Genomic DNA, 22,923 nt, shown 5'->3' with positions numbered 1-22,923 from the left:
AAGAAGGTCAGCGGATGGCAAGCAGGGACCGCGGCGGCGGGGATGCCGTCTCGCCTCGCTCCGCGGCCAGGGAAAAGGGCAGGGACACCGGATTCACCCGCCGCCAGAACGACGAGGAGAACGACGGGTCCACGTACTGCATGAAGCGCTCCCGCTGCGGAAAGTACGCCGCGAAGTTCTCCGGGCTCATCAGCGCGTCCTTCGCCGGGTACACCGCGCCGCCCGCCTGCCGCGTCAGCCGGTCCAGGTCCTCCACCAGCTTCCACGTCTTCTCGCCGCGGTTGGCGAAGTCCATGGCCAGCGTCACGCCCTCGCGCGGGAAGGACAGCCACCCCGGCGAGGGAATGTCACCGAACGTCTTCAGCACGGAGAGGAAGCTGGGCAGTCCGCCGCGCGAGCTGCGCTCCAGGATTTCCTTCAGCGCGTCGCGCGCGGTGGAGTAGGGCACCACGCATTGGAACTGGAGGAAGCCGCGCCGGCCATAGATGCGGTTCCACGCGTAGATGGCGTCCAGCGGGTAGAAGAACGGGTCGTAGTGCGTCAGCCGCTGCTTCGGCTTGCCGTTCTGCCGGTGGTAGTAGAGCCAGTTGAAAGCGGACACCGACAGCCGGTTGAGGCAGAAGGCCGGCATGTCCATGGGCACCGCCAGCCCCACGCCATGCGACAGGTGGCTCCTGGCCAGCGGGAGCCCGTCGAACTGCGGCGGCGCGAAGTTGCCCCGGTACAGGAGCCCCCGTCCCAGCTTCTTTCCCCGGGCCAGGCAGTCCACCCACGCCATGGTGAACTCGTAGTCCTTCTCCGACGCGCGGGCCACGTCGAGGAACCCATCCAGGTTCCCGAACGGCACCGTCTCCTGAAGCACGTACGGGTTGCTGATGGGCGTGAGCTGCACTTCGGCCCACGTGATGAGGCCGGTGAGGCCCAGGCCGCCAATCGTCGCGCCGTACCAGTCCGGATTCTCGTCCGGCGCGCACACCCGGCGGCTGCCGTCCGAGCGCAGCAATTCGAAGCGCCGCACGAAGCGGCCGAAGGTACCGCCCCGGTGGTGGTTCTTCCCGTGCACGTCGTTGGCGATGGCGCCGCCCACCGTCACGAACTTGGTGCCCGGCGTCACTGGCAGGAACCAGCCGCGCGGCGCGACCAGGCGCAGAATCGTGTCCAGCGACACACCCGCTTCGCAGCGGATCACACCCGTGGCCGGGTCGAAGGCGATGAAGCGGTCGAGCCCCGAGGTGAGCAGCAGCGTGCCCCCCGCGTTGAGGCACGAGTCGCCGTAGCTGCGCCCCAGTCCGTGGGGCAGCAGGCTACCGTCCTTCCGGGGCAGCGCGTCCGTGCGCCACACCAGGGCGTGCGTCTGCTGCTCGACTTGGGGGTAACGCCCCCAGGACTCCCGTGACTTCATCGCGCCAGACCTCTCACGTGGCGGCCCATAGCACCAACGCGCACAGGAGCCCCACGGCGTAGCTCACCCGGTCCCTCAGGGCGAAGACGAGCGGGTCCTCGTTCACCAGCCCGCGGTGAGCGAGCAGCCACACCCGGCCCACCCAGTACAGCATCACCGGGCAGATGAGCCACAGCCGCTCTGGGTGGGCGTACAGCGCCGTCACTTCATCGGAGGTGATGTAGAGCGCCAGCACCAGCACGGACACCTGTCCCGAAGCCGCACCCAGGCTGGCGAGCTGTTCGTAGTCCTGGGCCAGGTAGCCACGGCCATGCGCGGACGTCTCATTGGACTGCCGCAGGCGCCGGACCTCGCTCAGCCGCTTCACCAGCGCGAGCGAGAGGAAGAGGAACATGCTGAACATCATCAGCCAGCTGGACGTGGGCACGCCCACCGCGAGCGCGCCGCCGAAGATGCGCACCGTGTACAGCCCGGCCAGCACCAGCACGTCCAACATCACCACCTGCTTCAGCCGCAGTGAGTAGGCCAGCGTCAGCACGTAGTAGGTGCCCAGCAGGGCTGCGAAGGCGGGCGGCAACAGCAGGCACACCGCGGCGCCGGCCAGCAGCAGCACGGGGGCCAGCATGACGCCAGTGCTCACCGACAGCGTGCACGCCGCGAACGGACGCTGCCTCTTCGTCGGGTGTCGCCGGTCGGAGTCCAGGTCCAGCAGGTCATTCAGCACGTACACGCTGGAGGCGCACAGGCTGAAGGCCGTAAACGCCAGCAGTGCCTGAATCAGCTTGTCCGGCTCGGTGGCCTTGTGGGCGGCCAGTAGCGGCACGAAGACGAGCGCGTTCTTCGCCCACTGGTGCACGCGCAGCGCCTTCACCCAGGTGCGGAGGCGGGTGGCGGGGCGCTCGAAGACGCGGTGGACGTCACGGCCCAGGCCCTGGGCCTGCTTCAGCACTCCGGCCGGCGCGTGGACCACGACGATGCGGCGGCATTCACGCCACAAGGGCAGGTCCACCGCGTCGTTGCCCGCGTAGTCGAAGGTGCCCAGCAGCTCCTTCAGCTTCGCCAGCTTGCGCGCGCCGGACAGGTTCACCGGCGCTTCGCTGGCGACGACGTCGGAGAAGAGACCCAGGTGCGCGGCCACGGCTTCGGCGATGCGCCGGTCCGCCGCGGTGGCCAGCACCAGCCGGCGTCCTCGGGCCTTCTCCTCGTGCAGGAACGTCAGGAGCTCCTCGTGGTAGGGCAGGCTGGCTGCGTCCAGGGCGGCGCGCCGGGCCACTTCCGCTTTGAAGAAGGCCTTGCCCTTGAGCACCCACAGCGGCGCCAGAAACAGCAGCCAGGGCGCGCGCTTGAAGAGGACGAGCAGGTTCTCGTGCAGCGTGTCCGTGCGCACCAGCGTCCCGTCGAGGTCGACAGCGAGAGGGACGTCCGGAGGGTCCTCGGGAAGTGGTGTTTGCGGAAGCATGGGCAACGGTGTGACGGGAGCCGTCAAAAGGACGGGCAGGGTAGCGCAGGCGTCTCCCGTGTGGGCAGGCCTCCGCGGGCAGGCACGCCAGTTCAGCGGTCGGGTGGACGCTCAGTCCAGTCGGGCCACCAGGAGCGTCTGCAGGGGCAGGTGCCGGATGGGGCGGCTGTGCTCGATGCGGAAGCCCGCATCGTCCAGGAAGCCTTCCACCTCGGCGGGCGTGTAGGCGGCCGCGCCGGAGGTGAGGAAGTAGTGCAAGCCAATCAACGGCGCCGCACTGGTGGGCGTGTCGACGCTCTCGCGCAGATACTCCAGCACCGCCAGCGTCCCCCGGGGCGCCAGTGAGGCGCGGACCCGTCGCAGCAGGGCCACGTTCTGCGCGGGGGTCAGGTGGTGCATCACCTGGAAGAGCATCACCCCGTCGTACGGGCCGCCCAGCTCCGCGGTGAGGATGTCGCCTTCGCGATGGGTGACGAGGTGGCTCAGCCCCGCAGAGGCGATGATTTCCCGGCCCACGCGGGCGCTGCCTTCCAAATCCAACACCGTGGCCTTCAGGCCCCGGTTGCGCAGGCACAGCTCGGCGGCGAACCAGCCGTGCGCGCCGCCCAGGTCCAACACCTGCTTCGCACCACGGGGCAGGGGGATGGCCGCCACGACCTCCGGAGCCGCCAGCCGCGCCAGCTGGTGCATGGCGTGGATGTAGTCGCGCCAGCGCGCGTCGTCGGGCGCGAAGCCGTGGATGTCCACCGCCTGGCCGGTGCGCACCACGCCCTCCAGCCCGTTCCACCAGTCCCACTGGGCGTAGTTGAACTCCAGGAAGGCGCCCACGTAGCGGGGCGAGCGTGGGTCCAACCATCGCCTGGCGCGAGGGGCCAGCCGGTAGCGTCCACCGCGCTGCCGCTCCACGGCCTCGCACGCAATCAGGGCCTCCAGCAGCGTGCGAGTGCCCTCCTGGGACAGCTTCAGCCGCTCCGCCAGCGTCTCCGCCGACATGGGCCCGTCCGTCAGGGCTTCATAGACGCCCAGCCGCACGCCGGCCATCAGCGTCCGCGACGCCATCATCCCGAAGAAGGCATGGGCCACCGGCTGTGGGGCCAGGTTGAGCCAGTCCGCCACGCGCTCCAGCAGGTTGTCCGCTTTGAGCCCCAGCCTCATGCGTGTGCTCCTAACGCCTGCGCCTGTACCCGCCCACTGCGGCCAGGCCCACGACGAGGAGCGCGGCCTGGGCACCCAGCACGCAGCCTTGCTGGTCTGCCTGGCGCACGCCAGTGTAGCGGCAGCGCCCGTCATCGCAGGAGAAGCGGGGAGAGCAATCCCGGGTGCTACGGCAGGACGTATTCACCCTGCCTGTACTGTCGTCCCCCTCGGGGTTGTCCCGGTCCGCGCCGCCCTCGCCCACGGAGGCGTCGGGGAGGCCCGCGTCGAGCCCTCCGTCGGATTGGGCCATGGCCCCGAGGGGCAGCAGGAGGGGAAGGCAGGCCAGCAGGCGCCGCAGGTGGGAGCGGATGGGGAACATCGAGGGCGTCACCCTAACCGCATGGAGGGTCGGATGCATCTTCCGCGGTGGCTGGAGCACCCGGGGGCAGATTGTCTGACCCTTCCTTTCGCATCTGGTACGGTACGCCCCGCGATGGCACCCCGAATCCTCGTCGTCGATGACAATCAGGAGCTGTTGTCCCTCCTCACGCAGCTCTTCGAGGAGGCGGGCTACGAGGTCATTGGTGCGAGCCGCGGCAAGCAGGCGGTGGAGCTGGCCAAGGCCCAGCCCCCGGCGGCGGCCGTGCTCGATATCCTGCTGCCCGACATGATGGGGTACCACCTCGCGGACGCGCTGCGGAAGGACAACCCCCAGCTCCCGCTCCTCTTCATCACCGGCGTCTTCAAGGGTGGCAAGCACGCTGTCGAGTCGCGCACCAAGTACCAGGCCGCCGGCTACTTCGAGAAACCCTTCGAGGCTCAGAAGCTGCTCGAGGCGATGACGAAGGTGCTGCCTCCGGAGAAGCCCGTTGCGGCGGCCGCGTCGCTCCAGGACGCCTTCGAGGTGGAGCTGGACATCGACGTGGAGGAGGAAGGCCCGCAGGACGCCATGGAGCTGACCGGCCGCATCAAGGTGACGGGCGGCGGCAACATCACGGCGGAGATTCGCGGCGCCAACCTCACGGCCAGCCCCATGCAGAAGGTGCCGGCCACGCATGTGCGCCCGCCCACGCCGGGCCGTCCGCCGGACCCGCCGCCCGCGGGCGCGCCGGGCAGCCGCCGCGGTGAAATCCGGGACAACCTGCCCTCGCTCCTCACCGCGTTCTATCTCTCCCGCGAGACGGGCGAGCTGGGCGTGCAGAAGGGCAAGGTGAAGAAGGTCGTCTACTTCGAGAAGGGCACGCCGGTGTTCGCCCTCTCCAACCTGCTCGCGGACCGCTTTGGCCAGTTCCTCGTTCGCGTGGGGAAGATCAAGCCGGAGCAGCTCCAGGACGCGTCGGCGGTGGCCGCGCAGTCCAACCGCCGCACCGGTGACGTGCTGGTGGAGCGTGGGCTGCTCAAGGACACCGAGCGCCTCTACTACGTGGGCCAGCAGGTGAAGGCCGTCATCTACTCGCTCTTCGCGTGGGATGAAGGCACGTACGTGCTGAGCTTCCGGGAGAAGGCGAGCGCGGAGTCCATCAAGCTGGACGTGCACCCGGCCAACCTCATCGTCCGGGGCATCAAGAAGCTCTACAAGCCGGAGCGCCTGCGGCGCCTGCTCCAGCCGGAGGACCGCCTCATCCCCGCCGTGGCCCCGGCCTACCAGCTCAACGAAGTGGAGCTGGAGCGGTGGGAGGCGGAGCTGCTGCCGAAAATCGACGGCAACCGCACCGTGGCGGAGTTGCTGGCCTTCGCCAACCGCCCCGAGCACGTCGTCTACGGCTTCCTGGTGGCGATGATGTCGCTGGGCATCCTGGACAAGCGCGGGTAGGCCGCCGCGCCGTCCGTCCCCGCCATCATGGGTGGGGACGCCGCGCCGGGGCTCAGCCGCCGACCAGCCGCGAGCCAATCCAGAACAGGCCCAGCGCGCCGGAGCCCACGGCCACCACGCGCTGCACCCAGAGGGTGATTTGCGCGTTCAGCCGGGCGATGCCCTCCGCGAAAATCAGCCCCACCACGCCCATGCCGATGAGGATGCCCAGCGCGAAGCCGGGCAGGTACATCCATGCGGCCGCGCTCATGCTGCCACCCACCAGCAGGGGAGGCAGCGCCAGCAGCAGCGAGCGCACGCCGCTGACGGCCATCAGCGCGCCAGCGGTGGTGCTCACCGTGTGCACGTGCTGGTGAGGCTCCTGGGTGTGGCCGGGCAGGTGCGGGTGGCCGTGGTCCAGGCTGCTGGGGAACAGCAGGGCGGCCACTGCGAGGGCCACCAGCACGGCGCCGCCGAAAATCTCGGCCCAGCGCTCGAAGGTCTCTGAAAGGCCCACGCCCGCCAGGATGCAGAGCGCGGCGATGCCGCCCAGCATGACGGCGTGTCCCAGCGCGAACCGCACGGCGGTGGCGATGGCGGCGCGGCGCCGGCCTCCCCCCAGGGTTCCGAGGGTGGCCATGGCGGCGCAGTGGTCCGGGCCCACGGCGTGGAGCATGCCTTGGGACAGGCCAAGCAGGAAGGCGAGGAGAATGGGCTGCACGACGCGGCACCCTAGCCGTGCTTCAATCGGGAGGCCAGCAGGAGAGGAGAACCGACCCTTCATGAGGATGACCACCCGACGGCTGTCCGCCGTCATACCGCTCGCGCTCTGTCTGCTTCTGTCGCCTGGCTGCGACAAGGGGCCCGACCAGCTCCGGGAGGCAGAGAAGTCCTACCGCGAGCTGATTGACCGCCGCGTGTCCCCCCTGGACCCGGCATGGGACCCCGTCATCAACGCCTTCGAGGCGATTCCCAAGGACTCCAAGGTCCGCCCGGAAGCGGAGCAGCGGATCGCCGCCATCCGTCGCTTGCGGGGAAAGCTGCCGCCGCGCCCCCTGGCCACGCCGGGCGCCACGGGCCCCGGAACGTCGGAGGTGGATACCAAGCGCGCCGCGTGCGAGGCCCTGGCGATACGGCTGGGCCAGACGCCGGAGGGCGCGGACCGGGAGCCCTTGCACCAGGCCCTGACGGACTGCCGGAAGGAGCTGGTCCGGCTGGAGGCGCACAGCCATCCGCCCGGGGAGCATGGCCATGACCATGGCGGTGAAGCGGGGCATCCCGCGCACTAGCGGGGCGCTGTCGCTGGACGTTGAGTGGCGCGGGCTTTGTGGTTAATGAGCCCGCATGCCCATGCCCCAAGCAGGTGACCAGGCCCCCGCGTTCCAACTCGCCGACCAGGATGGAAACCCGGTATCGCTCGCGCAGTTCGCGGGCCGGAGTGTCGTCCTCTACTTCTATCCGAAGGACGACACCCCCGGATGCACCGTGGAGGCATGTGGCTTCCGTGACGAGCACTCGGCGCTGGAGGCCGCGGGCGCGGTGGTGCTGGGCGTGTCCGCGGACAGCACCGCGAGCCACCGGAAGTTCGCGACCAAGTTCAACCTGCCCTTCCCGCTGCTGGCCGACGTGGACCACACGTTGTCCGAGGCCTACGGCGTCTGGGGGGAGAAGTCGCTCTATGGCCGCAAGTTCCTGGGCATCACCCGGGCGACGTTCCTCATCGGCCCGGATGGCGTGCTGAAGCAGGTGTGGCCCAAGGTGAAGGTGAACGGCCACGTCGCCGAGGTGCTGGCCGCGCTGAAGGGCGAAGCTCCGGCGGCGGCCGGTGCTGAGAAGAAGTCCGCCGCGAAGAAGGCGCCCGCGGGGAAGAAGGTGGCCGCCGCGAAGAAGGCTCCGGCGGGAAAGACTGTCACGGGGAAGCCCGCCGCGACCAAGAAGGCGACGGCGAAGAAGGCGGCTCCGGCCGCCAAGGCACCCCGTGCGGCGAAGAAGGCCGCGACTGCGAAGAAGCCCGCGACCGCGAAGAAGACCTCGGCCGGGAAGAAGCCGGGCGCCGGTAAGAAGGCGGCGCCCGCGAAGAAGTCCGCGGCGGCGAAGAAGGCCTCCAGGAAGTAGCTCTCTGGGCGGACGTCGGCCCAGACGTCTTCCAGCAAGCAATCGCCATTGGGCCCGGCGGCTCCGGGCGGGGAAGAAGCCCGCGACCTCGAAGTGGGCTTCCTCGACGAAGAAGAAGCCCTCAGCGGAGCGGGCGCTGGGAGCGCCGAAGAGGGCTGCTCCCCGTCGCCGCTGGGGCTATATGTGGGGTTCGGGCGGTCCGTCGTCATGCGGACATGGAGTCACCCCGTGGTCTCCATGCCCGGCGTGCCCCATCTTCGGGAAGTACGAGCAACCAGATTGAAGGGACTCGGAGGAGTCGACATGCGCGAGCGGAATATTCGGCGGTGGGGTTCGGTGGCGGCATTGGTGGCGGGCGCGGTTCTGGCCGTGGGCTGCCGGGGCCTTCCGGAGACGGGTGGCACTCAGCCGGATGAGCCGCGGGGCAGCCTCGTCGCCCAGCGCGGTGACCAGCCCGATTCGATGAAGAACATCGAGGGTGGCAACACCAACAAGCCGCTGCCTCCTTGGACGCTGCCGGCGAACCGGGGCTACAACGGCACCATCGACCAGATTGGCTCCAGCATCGACCCGCGCACGGCGAAGAACGACGGCACCCAGGGCCGCTCCATCGTGGACGACGCCGGGAAGATGATGGGTGACCGGTACCACGTGGAGGGCGGCGCCGCGTACTCGCCCGCGGCCCAGGGCCTGGGTGGTGAGGACGGCGCGGCGCTGGGCGGCAAGCGGGGTGGCCACTACAACGGCTACAGCCCGCTGGGCTGGCAGGACCGCAGCGGCCCCCACCGTCGCTGAAGTCACCCCGGGGCGGACGTTTCGCGCCGCCCCTTCCAGCCGCTCCCGGTGCAGGGCGCCGGGAGCGTGCGTGGCACTCCGGCCACCGCGCCTTCAGCGGGAGGCCAGCATCACCTCGGTCGGGTCGCGGCCGGTGAAGGTGCTGACGAGCCCCTCGGCGAGCGCGTGATGCTCCGGGCTCCCCAGCAGGGCGAGCCGGTCCTCCGCCGGGTGCGCGAAGCGGGCACTGAGCGCGTCCAGCCGCCGGTGCGCCTGCGCGATTCGCTCCCGTGACACGCGACCGGACTCCACCGCCTTCACCAGGGCTTCGATGGCGCGGCGCTGCACGTCCGCGTTGTGGCACACCAGGAACAGGTCCACGCCCGCGAGCGTGCCCTGCACCGTGGCCTCCTCCACGGAGTAGTGGCCGGCAATGGCCTTCATCTCCAGGTCGTCGCTGACGAGCACCCCGTCGAAGCCCAGCTCCTCGCGCAGCACACCCTGGAGCACGCGCTGACTCATGGTGGCGGGCACCCCCGGGTCCAGCGCGTCGAAGAGGACGTGCGCCGTCATCAGGGACGCCAGCCCCGCCTGGGCGAAGGCGCGGAAGGGCACCAACTCCACGCTGCGCAGCCGCTCCAAATCGTGCGGCAGCCGCGGCAACGTCAGGTGGCTGTCGGTGGTGGTGTCGCCGTGGCCGGGGAAGTGCTTGCCACACGACGCCACGCCGCCCGCTTCCAGTCCCCGCGCGAGCGCCACGCCCAGCCGCGCCACCTCCTCCGCCTCGCGGCTGAAGCTGCGGTCGCCAATGACGGGATTGGCCGGGTTGGTGTCCACGTCCAGCACCGGTGCGAAGTCCCAGTCGAAGCCGAGCGCGCGCAGCTCATACGCCAGCAGCCGGCCCACGCGCTCCACCTGGGCCGCGTCGCCGCGCTGCCCCAGCTCACGCATGGGCGGCAGCGCGGTGAAGGGCGCGCCACGAAGCCGGGCCACACGGCCGCCCTCCTGGTCCACCGACAGGATGAAGGGCCGGCTGGCGCGTGTTTTCAACGCGTGGCACAGCGCGGCCGTGTCCGCGGCGCTGCCCACGTTGCGCTTGAAGAGGATGGCGCCGTAGATGCCGTCATCCATCAGCGCGGCCAGCTCGCTGTCGATGTGAGTGCCGGGAAAGCCCACCATGAAGAGGCGGGCACAGTCGCGGTAGAGGGGGGAGGAAGTCGTCACGGCGCGCAGTCTGGCAGAAGCCAGGGGTCGGGCGCTCGGGAGGAACACCGTTCAGCGAAAAGCGTCGGCTGCCTGTCAGGCCGCAGGGCGGTGAGGCGCGCTACTGGAGGATGGCTCCCTGGGCGAAGCGCCTCACCACCACCAGCAGCCCATCCAGGGAAAAGGGCTTGGGCAGGAAGGCCGCGCAGCGCAGGTGCTTCCAGTAGTCCGGCGGGCTGGCGCTCATCATCACCACCGGGATGTCGCGCAGCAGGGGATTGCGCTCCATCGCCTCCAGCAGGGCCGGGCCGTTCATCACCGGCATCATGTAGTCGAGCAGCACCAGGCAGGGGCGCTCCTCGGCCATCCGCTCCAAGGCCTCCTTCCCATTGAGCGCGATGGCGGTCCGGTAGCCTTCGTCGCTCAGGAGGTCGCGCATGGCCTCGACGATGCCGAACTCGTCATCGACGATGAGGATGGGGCCCATGCCTACGGCTCCTGGCGCCCGCCGCCGGGACGCCGGGGCTCGGACCACGTGGTCGACCGTGGCACGCCGGTCATCATCGCCTCGACATCCGTGAAGGCACCCGTCACCTCCATCCCCTTCGTGCTGATGCACAGCTCGCGCAGGGAGGTGTCGTGCGGGCTGTTGCGCAGCTTCAGCACCGTGACGAAGCGGCGCAGCCGGGAGTCCAGCTCGGCCTGGCGGAGGAAGAGGACGTTCTCCGCCACCATGGAGATGCCCCTCATCGGGAAGGTCACCTCCGGGCCAAACGCGGAGACCGATTCGACGGAGTAGAGCAGCGTCACGCCGCGCATGCGGCACTCATTGACCAGCGCGGCCAGGAAGCGCGACACGCGGGACTGCCGGACGGCCGCCCTGCGGAGCGCGTCGTAGCCGTCCAGGAAGAGCCGGCGCACGCCGCGGGTCCGGATGATGTCCAGCAGTTGCACGCCCAGCTTGTCCAGCAGGTTCTCCGTGGGCGGCCGGAAGCTGACCTCGAAGTCGCCCCGGTCGATGAGGGGCTTGAGGTCGAGCCCGATGCCCGCCGCCTGCGCCACCATCCGCTCGGGGGAGTCGTAGAAGGCGAAGTAGTGGACGCGCTCGCCCCGCCGGGCGCCCTCCGCGAGGAAGTTCAACCCCAGCAGCGTCTTGCCGCTGCCCGACGGCCCCAGGAGGATGGTCGTCGAGCCCTGGGCCACGCCCCCGGTCAGCATCGCGTCCATCCCGGGGATGCCGAACGCGCACTTCGCGTCCAGCGGCGGCCCCGGCGGAGGCCCGGACTCCGCGAGCGACTCCAGGCGGGGATAGATGATGATGCCGTCCTGGGTGATGTCGAAGCTGTGCTTGCCCAGCAGATAGGGGCTGCCACGGAACTTGCGCACGAACAGCTCGCGCACGGCACGCACGCCGAACATGCGCTGACGGAGCAGCAGCAGCCCGTCCACCATGGTGTGTTCGGCGCGCAGGCCCTGTCCGCGGCCGGTGGTGAGAATCAGCGTCGTGCAGCCCATGAGGCCCGTCACGACCTGGAGGCCATGGATGAACTTCTTGATGGCCTGCTGCGACGGCGCCACCTCCTCCGCGGCCACCAGTCCGTCCAGCACGAGCAGCGTGGCCTGGTGGTTCTTCGTCTCCTTGCGGATGAGCTCCGCCAACGCGTCCAGTCCGCCCTGCTCCAGCACGGTGAAGGCGCTCAGGTAGGTGATGGCGTTGGGCAGCAGCGTGGGGTCGAAGTAGGACAGCGAGGCGAGGTTGCCGACCAGCTCCGTGTGCGACTCCGCCAGCAGCGTCAGGTAGAGCACGCGCCCGCCGTGGCGCTTCGCGTGGTGGAAGCACACCTGATTGGCGAAGATGGTCTTCCCCGAGCCCGGAAGGCCCATCAGCATGTAGGTGCGGGCCTTGCGGAAGCCTCCGTGCAGCACGGTGTCGAGGCCTGGAATGCCCGTGGAAATCCGTTCCGTCACGCGTGGAGTGCCTTCGGTCATTTCGCGTTCCCTTTCCTGGGCCCGGCCCCGGTGTGGCCCCGCTGGAATGATGGGAGCAGTGCGCTCGCCTTCTCAGGGGAACACTTCTTGTCACGTCGCCTCTTCCGACGTGCTGCTGAAGCGTGGGGCCCCAGCGGCAGTCAACAGCGGCGGACCGGCTCAGAAGCTACGCTGAACGGTCCGCGCGGGGCCGCCCGTGGGGCCAGCGCCGCTCGCGATGCGATACCAGCTCACGCCGTCCGTTGAATAGCGGAACCCGAATGCATAGGCGTTCCATGGCGTATACGCGAGCGGTTCCGCGGCGAGGTTCCAGCGGTATCGGTAGTTGTTGCCCACCCGACCCTGGTAGGCCAGCCACTGGTGCTGCGTGGTCGCGCCGTCCACGCTGAACTCCACCTGCGCATGGATGAGCTGCGGACGCGCGGTGGCGGTATCCGTCACGCCGGGCACGTACACGTCCGCGTCCACGAACTTGCAGGCGCGCTCCATGACGTAGCTGTCGATGACGATGGGGTCCGCCAACCCGTCGCGGTGCTCGCAGTCGCGCGCGAAGCTGCCGCCCCAGTCACCGGCCCACACCACCGCGGAGGGCGACTGCGCTTCCACGGGGAAGACGTAGTTCTGGCCGTAGTTGCTGTCGTACTTCGGCGCGCAGGTGCGGCCGGAGGTGAAGAACCACGTCTCCACGCTCGTGGCGTCCGAGGGCACTGTCACCTCGAAGGGCTTGTTCACGAACGAGGTGCTGCCCGTGGCCTGCTTCACGCTGCCGCTGAAGAGCTGGCCGCTGGGGAGGAAGCGGACATAGGCCAGCGTGTCCCACGCCTGCTGGCCGGCGTAGGTGCTGTGGTGACAGTCCGTCATCCGGTACAGGTCGTAGTCGACGACGAGCGTGCCGCCGCGGACGATGGCGCCGTGCTGCGAATGCGTCCAGCCGTTGAGGAAGCGCACCGTGGCGGTGGGCGTGGTGAGCGGCGCCTGCTGTGACTCCGTGGAGTTGGCAGACGTCTCCTCCTGCTGCTGAGGAGCTCCGCCACAGGCCGCCATCAGCGGCAACGCGAGGGCCAGATACTTCCAGACAGACGTCTTCATTTGGGGTTCTCCAGAAGATTTGGATAGCGCCACTTAACAGGACTTCCTTGTGCATGCGCTGCCGGCCGCTCGCACTGTCAGGGGGCGTGCGGTTTCACGGCGGACGGCTCTTTCATGCCGCTACCGGCGGTGGCGAGCACAAGGGTGGACAGCATGGCCAGTCGGACGCGGAAGGAGGGCGTGGAGGCGTTGGTGATTTCAGGTAAAGCTTGATTTTGCGCGGAAGGTGCGCCGGGCAATCCGGTGCGGGCGGCTGGGCGAGGTCGGCGGCTTCACTTGTCCTGCCTTCGCTGGGTGTGACATGGGGCCTGCAGAACCCGAGGCTCCTTTCGTGCCTCCGCTCATCGAGGCCTCGAATGGATTTTTCCGCGCTCGCGCTATCTCCCCCCCTGCTCCAGGTCCTGGAGGAGCTCGACTTCAAGACGGCCACGCCCATCCAGGCGCAGAGCATCCCGGTGCTGCTCCAGGGCAGGGACCTGGTCGGCCAGGCTCAGACGGGCAGCGGCAAGACGGCGGCCTTCGCGCTGCCACTCCTCCAGAAAGTCCAGTTGCAGCACCGCAAGGTGCAGGCGCTGGTGCTGTGCCCGACGCGTGAGCTGTGCGCGCAGGTGGCGGGCGAGATTCGCAGGCTGGGACGGCGGCTGCCCGGGCTCCAGGTGCTGGTGCTCGCGGGCGGCCAGCCCATCCGTCCGCAGTTGGAGGCGCTGGAGAAGGGCGCGCACCTGGCGGTGGGGACGCCGGGCCGGGTGCTGGATGTGTTGGACCGCGATGCGCTGGAGACGCGGCAGCTGTCCACGGTGGTGCTCGACGAGGCGGACCGGATGCTCGACATGGGCTTCCGCGAGGACATGGAACGCATCCTCGGGGTCATACCGCCACGGCGGCAGACGGTGCTCTTCTCGGCCACCTTCCCGCCGGACATCGAGGCGCTGAGCCGCAACTTCCAGCGTCAACCCGTCCGCGTCACGGTGGAGTCCACCACCGCGGGTCCCGACATCCAGCAGGTGCGCTACGACTGCGAGCCCGAGGAGAAGCAGGCCCTGCTGCTGCGCATCCTCCGGCACTACCAGCCGGCGTCCGCCATCGTCTTCTGCAACCTCAAGGCGACGGTGGTGGAGCTGAAGAAGTCGCTCTCCGCGGCGGGCGTCAGCGTGGACGGACTCCAGGGGGATTTAGAGCAGTTCGAGCGCGACCGGGTGATGGCGAAGTTCCGCAACCAGAGCACGCGGGTGCTCATCGCCACGGACGTGGCGGGACGCGGCATCGACGTGGAGGCGCTGGACGCCGTCATCAACTTCGACCTGCCCATGCAGGCCGAGCCCTACGTGCACCGCATCGGCCGCACGGGCCGGGCGGGCCGCGCGGGCCTGGCCGTCTCCATCGTCACGCCTCGCGACGGCCGCAAGGTGGACGACATCCAACTGGCCACCGGCGTGAAGCTGGAGCGCGGGGACGTGGAGTCACTGCCCTCGGCGGATCCTCGCAACGCGGTGTCTTTGGAGACGACGTGGGACACGCTCTACATCTCCGCCGGACGCAAGGACAAGATGCGGCCCGGCGACATCCTGGGCGCGCTCACGGGCGAGGCGGGCGGGCTCGAAGCGACCGACGTGGGCAAGATTGAAATCCAGGACCACGTGGCCTACGTCGCCGTCGCCCGGCGCGTGTCGCGGGTGGCCTTCCAGCGGCTGAGCGAAGGCCGCATCAAGGGCCGCCGGTACAAAATCGAGCGCGTGAAGTAGCCCGGGCGTCTACGCGGCGCCGCGCAGGGACATCTCCTCGCGGAAGGCCTGGATGACCTCCTCCTCCGTGGGCAACTCACCACAGCGCTTCTCCATCAACTTGGAGAGGACGGCGACGTAGGCCTCGCCAAACAGCGTGGTGAGCGCGGTGGCGGTGGTGGCGGAGATGAGCGCGCCAATCGCCGTGCCCGGGCCCGGGACGAGCTTCAGCAGTCCGGACACGATGGACTGGCCGGTAAATGTCGCGCCCAGGCCGGTGATGCCCGCGCCCACCAGCGTGGAGAGGAAGGCCTCCGTCAGCGGGAGGCCGAAGACGCTACTCACCCCCGCCAGCATTCCGACCTGCGTGGGGACGAGCAGGGCGGCGTCGGCGAAAGGGATGGGCACGGCTCCAATGAGGCCGGCGGCGGCCGCGGCGCTGGCGACGATGCCGTGCGCGCGCTTGCGCTTCTGGCCAATGCTCACGCGCTGGGCGGCGGCGAAGGCGTTGCGTTGGGCTTCGGGAACCAGCTCCATGGTGAGCTCGACGAGCTCCACCAGGCCCTTGGGCTGGAGCGTATGGCCCTCGTCGTCCGTCTCCTGGAGCGCGCGCACGCGCATGACGTTACGGGCCATGGGCAGCAGCTTCTGCACCTCCGCGCGGAAGCCCTGGTCGCTGCGCGCCTTGGTGACCACGACGACCACCGGCATGTGCCGCGCGAGCATCTCCACCGCCTTCACGTCCCCGTCCTCCACGCGGCGCGAGTCCTCGCTGATGCACAGCCAGGCGCAGTGCAGGTGGCGCGTGGCGTCCGCGTCCTTGGCGCGCGCGGCCACCAGCTCCTCCAGCAGCTTCAGCGTCTCCTGGAAGGCACCCATCTCCAGGCCGCGGGTGTCGAGGATGCTGACGGGGATGCCGTCCTTCGTGTACTCGCGCGTCTCCTTCGTGACGGGGCGGCCCTGGCCGGTGTCCGCGATGCGGCCGTGGAACACCGCGTTGACCAGCGTGCTCTTGCCCACGCCGCTGCGGCCCGCGATGACGATGTTGACCCGGCCGCGCTTGCGGAAGGCCTCTTCAACCTGCTTGCGGATCTCCTCCGCCAGATGGATGTCCATGGGCTGCCGCCGCCTCCGCTGGTGAGCCCTCCCACCGAATCAGGGGAGGGTACATCAGCGTAGCGGAAAGCCTCCGCGAGCCGGCGGTGGACCCGCGCGGCGCGGAAGGCTCCTGGACCCAGGACGGACGGACTTCCAAGCCCTGCCCGTGGCGACGTGTGCCTGCCTGAGGGCAAGAGAGCGAGAGAGCGAGAGAGCCCTCGTGGCCCGCTCACCGTGACGCGAAGGCCGCAGTCTTGGGGTGCGCCAGGGCGGCGGCGACGTCGCAGCGCTTCATGCGCCGTCGGTGGGGGGCACCGACGCCACCTGCACCGCTACTGGCTCCAGGGACGGCGTGGCGGTGGGCACGGGCGGGGTCCGCATGTGTCGCACCCAGGCGCGGAGGCCCTCGAAGCGGAAGAGCTCGTCGAACGGACGGAGCAGCAGGATGAGCGCGCCGCACATGACGAGCACGAAGCTGATGAGCCCGTGGAACACGGCGATGCCCAGGTGGAAGCTGATACCCAGGGGCAGCAGCACGCGGCGCAGGGACGGGTTCAGCAGCGGGCCCAGCGCGAGCCCCAGCTCCAGCAGCAGCACGGACCAGGTGAGCAGCGCCACCACGGGGCTGCTCAGGACGGGGAGCATCACACCGGCCAGCCAGTCCGGTGCACCGACGCTGGGGTCCAGCAGCCAGTAGTACAGGGCCGTGCCGTCCACCCACTCCGTCACCTTGAACTTGCCGACGGAGGCGTGGAAGTAGATGCCCGCCACCTGGAGGCGGAGCATCACCCAGGCCGACCGGGCGATGAGCCGCTTCGCCTCGTCGTTCCCCGTGGATTCGCGGGGCGCGTCCCAGTGCCAGCGCCGGTCATCCGTGAGCGCCAGGGGCAGCATCAGCAGCGCCAGGATGGCGGCAATCTGGTCACCGCCGTCCGTCAGCGACGCGGACCACGGCATGCTGACGGCCACCCACCAGTGCACCAGTCCCGTGACGCGCGGGCGCCAGCCGGAGGCGACGACGAGCAGCAGCAGCACCGCCGCCCATCGCGCCACCTCCAGCCAGCCGGAGGGGAGCACGCAGAAGAAGGACGCCGCGCGGATGCCTTCGCAGACGGGGGCCTCGGGGATGCCCGCGACGGGCCGGAACAGCGTCGTGGTGTCGCTGAAGGCCAGCGTGCCACCCGTCCCCAGCGCGACCAGCGTGCGCGCCAGGCCGTAGACATTGCTCCAGGGGGAGGGGCCCGCCACCCAGGCGCGGGCACGGTTTCCAAGCGCGGTCAGCATTCGACGTCCAACCTCAGGACCTTCGAGGGCATGGTGATGGGCTTCCCCTGGTTGGTGCGGCTCCAGGCCCAGGGAACGGCCCGCTGGAAGACGATGCCCAGCTGGCCGCAGTACGTGGGCCGCGGGCTGGTGTTGCGGAGCGTCTTGGCCACGGGGGCGCGCTCCAGGCAGACGGCGGGGGCTTCCTTGCAGTCCTCCCGGGGAAGGGCCGCGGTGTCGTGGAGGAGCAGCCCCAGCTCCACGCCCTGCGCCCGCGCGGCCCGGTTGATACCGAAGGCGTTCTTCCACTGGAAGTTGGGCGTGTCGCTTCCCCAGGCCCACTGGCCGTCCGCGGTGCGGAGGTAGGGCAGCATCCGGTCATCACGCGGGTCGCGAGTGAAGAAGGCCCACCCCTCTGGCAGCAGCAGCTTGATGTTGAAGTGCTTCTCGAAGGGCAGCTCGATGGGGTTGTAGGGCAGCGCCGCGTGCAGGGCGTAGACCGTGAGCGTGGTCCAGCCCAGGATGAGTCCCAGGGCCAGCAGGCCCAGGCGGCGCGTTGGGGAGGTCTGGGGAGAGGGAGGAGTGGACTCGGTCACGGCCGTGCTCGGGGAAGAGGAAGAAGGGGAGTGCCCACCGGTGAGGGCGATGGACACTCCCCGGAGTGCTCCGACTACTCAGCGGCGGCGAACCGCTTCGCCAGCATGTCCACCCACACGTCACGCTGGAGCTGGCTGGACTGCGGGCCTTCCATGACCGGGGTCATGTCGATCTGGGTCAGGATGAGGATCAGCACGATGGCGACGGCCACGGCCGTCTCCACGTACAGGTACAGGCCCGCCTCGACCTGCTGCAGGGCGGCGGCGTTGATTTCACCCGCCTGGCCCGCGTCCTTGCGCAGCGCGTTCGCCGCTGCAACCGTCAGCTCCCGCGTGTCCGTCAGCAGCTGGTCGATGACCAGGTGGTTGCCGCTGCGCAGGTCGTTGCCGAAGCGCTCGAAGAACGCCGGGTCCAGCGCGCTCATCTTCGCGATGACGGCCTCGGCGGCCTCTTCGCGCTTGGCCAGCGTCTCGTCGCCCAGCTTCGCCTTGATCTCCGGACGCTGCCAGAGGTCGTCGAAGTAGTGCGCCGCGGGGCCCAGGCCGAAGGCCATGCCCTTGAACAGGTTCTGCCCGGACAGGGCCTGGTTCTGGGTGATGCCGGCCGACGGGCCGCTGCTGCCATCCGCGGGACCGCAGCCGATACCGAAGGTGGAGAAGGTCATGAAGGCCGTCACGGCCGAGGTCAGCTTCAAGGTGGAACGCTTCAAGGTGTGCTCCAGGGCAACGGGGTGTTTGCCCGCGAGGCACGCCGGCCGGCCGGGTGCGTCACGGGTAAGTCACGATTTTTGGGTAAATTGGATTTGTGTACAATCCATAGAATTACTTAAAATTATACGCATGCGTATCAGTTTCGCGGATATCGACTATTTCAATTTGAGCGTGTTGAGAGGACTTAGCGGGTCTGGTTCCAGGCTTGGTTCCGGGCATTCCCTCGTCAGAGCGCCCAGCCAGGACAGGGGGCACACACACGAGCGCCGCTCCCGCCTTGCCGCATCGGTGCGCGGTCCTCATCCCTTTGCCCACAAAGGAGCAGAAATCACATGCGCGCACGCAGCGAGTTCGCCGGCGTTGTGGAGGAGGTGGCCCCGGGCGTGAGCCACCTCCGCCTGCGGCGCGTGCTTCTACTGCGAGAAGGGTCTGACGGCGTGCTGTGAGAACGCCAACCCGTCCAGCGATGTCGCGGGCGGCGTCATGATGCGCCGGCTCCGGGCCAGGTGACGGCTACTTGCGCAGCAGCGTGCCTTCGAAGAAGAACGCCAGGCACGCGGCCAGGATGAGCCAGGTCCACAGCGGCACCGTCGGCTTGTCCGCGTCACCCGTGGAGGCCTTCACCGTCTCTTCTCCGAAGTAGGCGGTGAGGGTGTCCGTCGGCACACGTCCCAGGTCGCTCTCGGAAGGATCGAGCACGGCGGCGAAGGACAGGTCCGGCTGCACCTTCCCGTCCGCGCCCAGCACCGAGTACACGCCCGGCTCCGTCACCGGCCCGGCCACCAGCGCGCCTTCCGGCTGCTCATTCACGGAGACCTCGGTGCCGTCCGGCGCGCGCACCGAGGACACCTTCTGGGCGCCTTCGGGACGCAGCGTGGCGCTTTCGCCCACGCGCACGCGCACCTCCTCGCGCTCGTCCAGCGAGCCGGTGAGGTAGGCGGCGAAGCGCTGCATCAGCGGCAGGAAGGAGGTGCGGATGGAGAAGTCGCTCCAGTCGCGGTCCACCGTGCTGGTGAGCAGCGCCACGCGCCCCTTGCCCTTACGCGCCACGGCCACCGCTGGCGCGCCGTCCTCGTACGTGGCCAGCACCTGACTGGCGCCGGTCGCGCCCGGGGAGTCCGCCTCCAGCAGCATGTACTTGTAGAAGCGCGCCCCCACGAGCCCCTCCTCCGCCTTCCCCGTGAAGGGCGAGAAGAGGACGTGCTCCACGGAGACCTGCGCCAGCCGCGCGCTCTTGGTGTCCGCGTCCGGGTCGTCGCGCTCGGCGCTGGTGCGCACCAGGCGCAGCGGACGCGGCAGCACCGGGCCCAGCCGCTGGTTGTACGCCTCCGGGTTCACCCGGTCGCCCATGCTGATGAAGAGTCCGCCGCCGTTCTCCACGAAGGCCGCCAGCTTCTGCGCCTCGTCGGCGCTCGGCGCGGGCACGTTGAGCAGCAGGACCAGGTCGTAGGTGGAGAAGTCCTCGCGCAGCCCCACCTCCGCGTCGCGCGTGGCCACCTCCACCGGCGAGCCCGGGGCGGTGAGGGCCGCGTCCACGAAGAAGGCCTCGTCCCGGTAGCGCGTCGCGTGGGGCGAGCCATTCACCACCAGCGCCTTCAGCGCGCGGGGCACCGGAAGCACGAACGAACGCCGGTCATCCTCCACCAGCGCGTCCGGCGCCAGCGTCACCTGCCCCAGCACCGTGCCGCCCTGCGGGAAGCGCACGGTGAGCGTCTTCTGCGTCGTGCCGCCCGGGGGGATGTCCACGAAGCCCTTGGCCAGCGTGGACTCGCCCACGCGCACCGCGGCCTCCAGGTCCTTCACCGGCTCCGCGCCGAAGTTGCGCACCGTGAAGGTGAACTGGAACGTGCGCGGGCCGGCCTGCAGCGCGGGCTCCACCTTGAGGTCGACGATGGCGCGGTTGTTCAGCACCTCGTGGCCCTCGGCCGCGTCGCGCAGCACCACCTCTGGCTTCACGGGCGCGCCCGTGGGGCCCTTCACCGTGGGCGGCGGCGCCTCCAGGCGGAAGGCCGCGGCCGTCATGTCGGAGACCAGCACCAGCCGCTTGGCGGGCATGGGGTTCTCCTCCAGCGCGCGGGCCGCCATGTCCAGGCAGCGCGACAGGTCCGCGGTGCCGTGGGTGGCCTTCGCTTCATCCACCAGCGAGCGCAGACGGCCGCGGTCGAAGCCCGGCGGCGGCGGCGCGGCGGGGGACTGCGTGCACACCAGCACGGTGGCGGGCTCTTCGGGCAGCAGGTCCTTCAGCGCGTCGCGGGCCTCGTCGCGGGCGCGCTCGAAGAGCGGCGTGCCGTCCGACCAGCGCATGGACAACGACGCGTCCAGGATGATGGCGGTAGCCGCGGGGCCCTTCACCACCTGCGCGGCGGCCGCGTCACGCGTCAGCTCGGGGCGCGCCAGGGCAATGGGGATGGCCAGCAGGATGAGCGTGCGCAGCGCGTACAGCAGCAGGCGCTTGAGCTTGAGGCGGCTGGCGGTGCGCTTCTGGCTGCGCATCACGAAGGCCAGCGGTCCGAAGGGGTGCGGCCGGGGACGGCGCCGGTCGAACAGGTGCACCAGCAGGGGGATGAGGGCGCCCAGCGCGCCCAGCAGCATCCACGGATTGCCGAAGGTCACCGGCGCCTCCCGCGCCGCGACAGGTACCGCAGCAGCACGTCATCCAGCTTGTCGTCGGTGCGCACCAGGTCGTAGTCCACGTCCGCCTCGGCGCACGCGGTCTTCACGTTCGCCAGGAAGGCGTTGAACTCCTCCAGGTAGCTCTCCTTGATTTCGCGCGGGTTCACCTCGATGCGGCCCTGGCCCTCCATGTCGATGAAGAGCGTGGGGTCGTCGAAGGGGAACGTCAGCTCCGCCGGGTCCACCAGGTGGAACACGGACACGTCGTTCTTTCGCTGGCGCAGCGCGAGGATGCGGCGCAGCGCGTCCTGGTTCTCGTCCAGCAGGTCCGACAGGACGATGACGCTGGAGCGCCGGGGCAACACCTCCGCCAGGTGGTCCGCCGCGCCGCCCAGGTCCGTGGTGCCGGTGGGCTCGGTGTGCTCCAGCGTGTCCAGCAGCACGTTGAGGTGCCCGGCCGACGCGCGCGGCGGCACGTCCTTCCACTTGCCGCCCGCCATCAGCGCCAGGCCCGCCGCGTCCTGCTGGCGCACCAGCAGGTAGCACAGCGCGCCCGCCAGCGTGGTGGCCACGTCCAGCTTGCTCAGCGCGCCGCTGCGGTAGCCCATGGAGGCGGATGCATCCACCACCATGACGGCGCGCAGGTTCGTCTCGTGCTCGAAGCGCTTGACGTAGTACTTGTCGAACTTGCCGTAGGCCTTCCAGTCCAGGTGGCGGAGCTCGTCGCCGGGGGCGTACTCCTTGTGCTCCGCGAACTCCACGCTCTGCCCCTGATGCGGGCTCTTGTGGAGGCCGGACAACACGCCCTCCATCACCGCGCGGGCGCGCAGCTTCACTCCCTGGAGGCGGGCCAGTGTCTGGGCGTCGAGCAGCATGGCGCGGGCTTGGCTAGCCCTTCACCACCGTGAGGAGCTGGTCGATGAGCTTCACGGAGGTGATGCCCTCGCTCTCCGCGGTGAAGTTGGGCAGCACGCGGTGGCGCAGCACGGGACGGGCCAGGGCGCGCACGTCTTCGACGGTGGCGACGAAGCGGCCGTGGAGGATGGCGCGCGCCTTGGCGGCCACCACCAGGTACTGGCTGGCGCGGGGGCCGGCGCCCCAGGACGTGTTCTTCGCGATGAAGTCCAGCGCGCCCGGCTCCTTGGGCCGCGTGTGGCGCACCAGCTCCACGGCGTAGCGCACCACGTGGTCCGGTACCGGCACGCGGCGCACCAACTCCTGGAGCGCGAGGATGCGCTCGGGGGACAGAATCTTCTCCAGCTTCGGCTGCGGACCGCCGGTGGTGCTCTTGACGATTTGCACCTCTTCGTCGGCGGTGGGGTAGCCCACGTCCACCAGGAACATGAAGCGGTCGAGCTGGGCCTCGGGCAGCGGATAGGTGCCCTCCTGCTCGATGGGGTTCTGCGTGGCGAAGACGAGGAAGGGCAGCTCCAGCGGGTACGTGCGGCCACCGGCGGTGATGCGGTACTCCTGCATGGCTTGCAGCAGCGCGGCCTGCGTCTTCGGCGGGGTGCGGTTCACCTCGTCCGCCAGGATGATGTTCGCGAACAGCGGACCCTGGAGGAAGCGGAAGGTGCGCCGGCCGGTGGTGCGGTCCTCTTCCAGGATGTCCGTGCCGGTGATGTCCGACGGCATCAGGTCCGGCGTGAACTGGATGCGGTTGAAGGACAGGTTGAGGACGTCCGCCAGCGTGGAGATGAGCAGCGTCTTGGCGAGCCCCGGCACACCCACGAAGAGGCAGTGGCCGCGGCTGAAGAGGGAGATGAGCAGGTGCTCCACCACCTCGCGCTGACCGACGACGCGCTTTTCAATCTGGGCGACGATTTCGTTGCGGGCCTGGGCGAGCTCCTCGACGGCACGGAGGTCGTCGCCTGAGGCGTCGGGCACGGGCAGAGAGTCGGGGGCGGCGCTTTCCATGGAAGGGTTCTCTTAATTCGTGGGCGGCGCTGGGACCAAAGGAT

21 protein-coding genes are annotated in these 22,923 nt (G+C 69.6%); 5 read left to right on the top strand and 16 right to left on the bottom strand.

What is annotated here, in order from left to right:
- Positions 1-7: 7 nt before the first annotated feature.
- The 4 genes from BHS09_RS34075 to BHS09_RS34060 all read right to left on the bottom strand — a co-directional run bounded on the left by BHS09_RS34075 (position 8) and on the right by BHS09_RS34060 (position 4,377).
- Positions 8-1,402, bottom strand: a complete 1,395-nt coding sequence (locus BHS09_RS34075; protein ID WP_140800132.1) for an FAD-binding oxidoreductase — start codon at positions 1,400-1,402, stop codon at positions 8-10.
- A gap of 13 nt (positions 1,403-1,415) precedes the next feature.
- The gene (locus BHS09_RS34070; RefSeq protein WP_174260610.1) at positions 1,416-2,861 is read right to left on the bottom strand and encodes a UbiA family prenyltransferase; all 1,446 of its coding nucleotides are present in this window, start codon (positions 2,859-2,861) and stop codon (positions 1,416-1,418) included.
- 111 nt (positions 2,862-2,972) lie between these two features.
- On the bottom strand, positions 2,973-4,016 hold the full coding sequence (locus BHS09_RS34065) for a class I SAM-dependent methyltransferase (RefSeq protein ID WP_140795538.1): 1,044 nt from the start codon (positions 4,014-4,016) through the stop codon (positions 2,973-2,975).
- Positions 4,017-4,026: 10 nt separating this feature from the next.
- Complete coding sequence (locus BHS09_RS34060) at positions 4,027-4,377, bottom strand: MXAN_6627.5 family MYXO-CTERM protein (protein ID WP_174258969.1); 351 nt, start codon at positions 4,375-4,377, stop codon at positions 4,027-4,029.
- Positions 4,378-4,491: 114 nt separating this feature from the next.
- Here BHS09_RS34060 and BHS09_RS34055 point away from each other — a divergent pair, with 114 nt between their 5' ends.
- Positions 4,492-5,811: a response regulator gene (locus BHS09_RS34055; protein ID WP_174258968.1), complete on the top strand. Its 1,320-nt coding sequence runs from the start codon at positions 4,492-4,494 to the stop codon at positions 5,809-5,811.
- 52 nt (positions 5,812-5,863) lie between these two features.
- Here the strand turns inward: BHS09_RS34055 and BHS09_RS34050 are convergent, their stop codons facing one another.
- Positions 5,864-6,511, bottom strand: coding sequence for a hypothetical protein (locus tag BHS09_RS34050; protein WP_140795535.1), 648 nt, complete (start codon positions 6,509-6,511; stop codon positions 5,864-5,866).
- Positions 6,512-6,578: 67 nt separating this feature from the next.
- Here BHS09_RS34050 and BHS09_RS34045 point away from each other — a divergent pair, with 67 nt between their 5' ends.
- From BHS09_RS34045 to BHS09_RS34035, 3 genes are all read left to right on the top strand, one after another.
- Positions 6,579-7,079, top strand: a complete 501-nt coding sequence (locus tag BHS09_RS34045; protein ID WP_140800829.1) for a hypothetical protein — start codon at positions 6,579-6,581, stop codon at positions 7,077-7,079.
- 61 nt (positions 7,080-7,140) lie between these two features.
- Positions 7,141-7,905 (top strand): thioredoxin-dependent thiol peroxidase, encoded by a 765-nt coding sequence (gene bcp / locus BHS09_RS34040; protein WP_237079998.1) that lies wholly within the window; start codon positions 7,141-7,143, stop codon positions 7,903-7,905.
- A 303-nt stretch (positions 7,906-8,208) separates the two neighbouring features.
- Entirely contained in the window at positions 8,209-8,700 is a 492-nt protein-coding gene (locus BHS09_RS34035) for a hypothetical protein (protein ID WP_140795533.1), read from the top strand.
- A 93-nt stretch (positions 8,701-8,793) separates the two neighbouring features.
- Here BHS09_RS34035 and nagZ read toward each other — a convergent pair whose 3' ends face one another.
- From nagZ to BHS09_RS34015, 4 genes are all read right to left on the bottom strand, one after another.
- Positions 8,794-9,903, bottom strand: coding sequence for a beta-N-acetylhexosaminidase (nagZ, locus tag BHS09_RS34030; RefSeq protein ID WP_140795532.1), 1,110 nt, complete (start codon positions 9,901-9,903; stop codon positions 8,794-8,796).
- 100 nt (positions 9,904-10,003) lie between these two features.
- Positions 10,004-10,369 carry a response regulator gene (locus BHS09_RS34025; RefSeq protein WP_140795531.1) on the bottom strand — a complete coding sequence of 122 codons (366 nt, stop codon included), beginning with the start codon at positions 10,367-10,369 and terminating at the stop codon, positions 10,004-10,006.
- A 2-nt stretch (positions 10,370-10,371) separates the two neighbouring features.
- Positions 10,372-11,871: an ATPase domain-containing protein gene (locus tag BHS09_RS34020; RefSeq protein ID WP_140800129.1), complete on the bottom strand. Its 1,500-nt coding sequence runs from the start codon at positions 11,869-11,871 to the stop codon at positions 10,372-10,374.
- A gap of 159 nt (positions 11,872-12,030) precedes the next feature.
- Positions 12,031-12,960 (bottom strand): DUF6209 family protein, encoded by a 930-nt coding sequence (locus tag BHS09_RS34015; protein ID WP_140800128.1) that lies wholly within the window; start codon positions 12,958-12,960, stop codon positions 12,031-12,033.
- A 356-nt stretch (positions 12,961-13,316) separates the two neighbouring features.
- Here BHS09_RS34015 and dbpA point away from each other — a divergent pair, with 356 nt between their 5' ends.
- Complete coding sequence (gene dbpA / locus BHS09_RS34010; RefSeq protein WP_140800127.1) at positions 13,317-14,702, top strand: ATP-dependent RNA helicase DbpA; 1,386 nt, start codon at positions 13,317-13,319, stop codon at positions 14,700-14,702.
- 9 nt (positions 14,703-14,711) lie between these two features.
- Here dbpA and BHS09_RS34005 read toward each other — a convergent pair whose 3' ends face one another.
- The 7 genes from BHS09_RS34005 to BHS09_RS33975 form a co-directional block, all read right to left on the bottom strand.
- Positions 14,712-15,797 carry a YcjF family protein gene (locus BHS09_RS34005; RefSeq protein ID WP_140800126.1) on the bottom strand — a complete coding sequence of 362 codons (1,086 nt, stop codon included), beginning with the start codon at positions 15,795-15,797 and terminating at the stop codon, positions 14,712-14,714.
- Positions 15,798-16,070: 273 nt separating this feature from the next.
- Positions 16,071-17,063, bottom strand: a complete 993-nt coding sequence (locus BHS09_RS34000; protein WP_140800125.1) for a sporulation-delaying protein SdpB family protein — start codon at positions 17,061-17,063, stop codon at positions 16,071-16,073.
- Positions 17,057-17,638, bottom strand: coding sequence for an SdpA family antimicrobial peptide system protein (locus BHS09_RS33995; protein WP_140795525.1), 582 nt, complete (start codon positions 17,636-17,638; stop codon positions 17,057-17,059). Before BHS09_RS33995 ends, BHS09_RS34000 begins: the two co-directional genes overlap by 7 nt.
- A gap of 74 nt (positions 17,639-17,712) precedes the next feature.
- Positions 17,713-18,348 (bottom strand): sporulation delaying protein family toxin, encoded by a 636-nt coding sequence (locus BHS09_RS33990; protein ID WP_011556539.1) that lies wholly within the window; start codon positions 18,346-18,348, stop codon positions 17,713-17,715.
- Positions 18,349-18,862: 514 nt separating this feature from the next.
- Positions 18,863-20,962, bottom strand: a complete 2,100-nt coding sequence (locus BHS09_RS33985) for a BatA domain-containing protein (RefSeq protein ID WP_140800124.1) — start codon at positions 20,960-20,962, stop codon at positions 18,863-18,865.
- Positions 20,959-21,837, bottom strand: a complete 879-nt coding sequence (locus BHS09_RS33980) for a DUF58 domain-containing protein (RefSeq protein WP_140795522.1) — start codon at positions 21,835-21,837, stop codon at positions 20,959-20,961. Before BHS09_RS33980 ends, BHS09_RS33985 begins: the two co-directional genes overlap by 4 nt.
- Positions 21,838-21,850: 13 nt before the next feature.
- Entirely contained in the window at positions 21,851-22,879 is a 1,029-nt protein-coding gene (locus BHS09_RS33975) for an AAA family ATPase (protein WP_011556536.1), read from the bottom strand.
- Positions 22,880-22,923: the final 44 nt, after the last annotated feature.

It is taken from the genome of Myxococcus xanthus (assembly GCF_006402735.1).
In the GTDB taxonomy this organism is placed as follows: Bacteria; Myxococcota; Myxococcia; order Myxococcales; family Myxococcaceae; genus Myxococcus; species Myxococcus xanthus_A.
This window is presented reverse-complemented; position numbering and strand designations above follow the sequence as displayed.

Coding starts and splice junctions, on each gene's coding strand:
- BHS09_RS34075 (WP_140800132.1), bottom strand. CDS start 1,402: ATGAAGTCACGGGAGTCCTGGGGGCGTTACCCCCAAGTCGAGCAGCAG.
- BHS09_RS34070 (WP_174260610.1), bottom strand. CDS start 2,861: ATGCTTCCGCAAACACCACTTCCCGAGGACCCTCCGGACGTCCCTCTC.
- BHS09_RS34065 (WP_140795538.1), bottom strand. CDS start 4,016: ATGAGGCTGGGGCTCAAAGCGGACAACCTGCTGGAGCGCGTGGCGGAC.
- BHS09_RS34060 (WP_174258969.1), bottom strand. CDS start 4,377: ATGTTCCCCATCCGCTCCCACCTGCGGCGCCTGCTGGCCTGCCTTCCC.
- BHS09_RS34055 (WP_174258968.1), top strand. CDS start 4,492: ATGGCACCCCGAATCCTCGTCGTCGATGACAATCAGGAGCTGTTGTCC.
- BHS09_RS34045 (WP_140800829.1), top strand. CDS start 6,579: ATGACCACCCGACGGCTGTCCGCCGTCATACCGCTCGCGCTCTGTCTG.
- bcp (WP_237079998.1), top strand. CDS start 7,141: ATGCCCCAAGCAGGTGACCAGGCCCCCGCGTTCCAACTCGCCGACCAG.
- BHS09_RS34035 (WP_140795533.1), top strand. CDS start 8,209: ATGCGCGAGCGGAATATTCGGCGGTGGGGTTCGGTGGCGGCATTGGTG.
- BHS09_RS34025 (WP_140795531.1), bottom strand. CDS start 10,369: ATGGGCCCCATCCTCATCGTCGATGACGAGTTCGGCATCGTCGAGGCC.
- BHS09_RS34020 (WP_140800129.1), bottom strand. CDS start 11,871: ATGACCGAAGGCACTCCACGCGTGACGGAACGGATTTCCACGGGCATT.
- BHS09_RS34015 (WP_140800128.1), bottom strand. CDS start 12,960: ATGAAGACGTCTGTCTGGAAGTATCTGGCCCTCGCGTTGCCGCTGATG.
- dbpA (WP_140800127.1), top strand. CDS start 13,317: ATGGATTTTTCCGCGCTCGCGCTATCTCCCCCCCTGCTCCAGGTCCTG.
- BHS09_RS34005 (WP_140800126.1), bottom strand. CDS start 15,797: ATGGACATCCATCTGGCGGAGGAGATCCGCAAGCAGGTTGAAGAGGCC.
- BHS09_RS34000 (WP_140800125.1), bottom strand. CDS start 17,063: ATGCTGACCGCGCTTGGAAACCGTGCCCGCGCCTGGGTGGCGGGCCCC.
- BHS09_RS33980 (WP_140795522.1), bottom strand. CDS start 21,837: ATGCTGCTCGACGCCCAGACACTGGCCCGCCTCCAGGGAGTGAAGCTG.
- BHS09_RS33975 (WP_011556536.1), bottom strand. CDS start 22,879: ATGGAAAGCGCCGCCCCCGACTCTCTGCCCGTGCCCGACGCCTCAGGC.